The organism is Lacrimispora sp. 210928-DFI.3.58 (assembly GCF_020554865.1).
Classification (GTDB): Bacteria; Bacillota; Clostridia; order Lachnospirales; family Lachnospiraceae; genus Enterocloster.
The window spans coordinates 1-321 of sequence record NZ_JAJCIC010000120.1 but is presented as its reverse complement, the minus strand read 5'-3'; the positions used below and the strand labels follow the sequence as shown (position 1 = coordinate 321).

The following is a 321-nucleotide window of genomic DNA, read 5'->3' as shown; positions in this document are numbered from 1 at the left end:
GTCATGGTCCGAACTATATCCGCAGACGGCTGGAGGAAGAAAAAATCCCCTGCCCCACATGGTGGAACCGGGAACGGGGGCTTCGCAATACCCGAACCAAATGGGAAAAGAAAGACCCGGAAAACGGACGGTATATGTGGGACTTCTCCGTTATCAAAGACCTTTTGATGAATCCCGTTTACACCGGGGCGATTGCTTCCCAGAAAAAAGACTACCGTTTCAAAATCGGCACGATTGGGGAAAAGAAGCCGGAGGACTGGATTGTAGTGGAGGGACAGCATGAACCGCTGATTGACCGCATGAGCTTTGACATTGTGCAGA

1 protein-coding gene is annotated in these 321 nt (G+C 51.1%); it reads left to right on the top strand.

Translation table 11 applies throughout. The annotated features are described in order from the left end of the window. Positions 1–321 (top strand): recombinase family protein (locus LIZ87_RS22195; protein ID WP_227149238.1); only part of this gene is annotated, 321 nt, incomplete at both ends.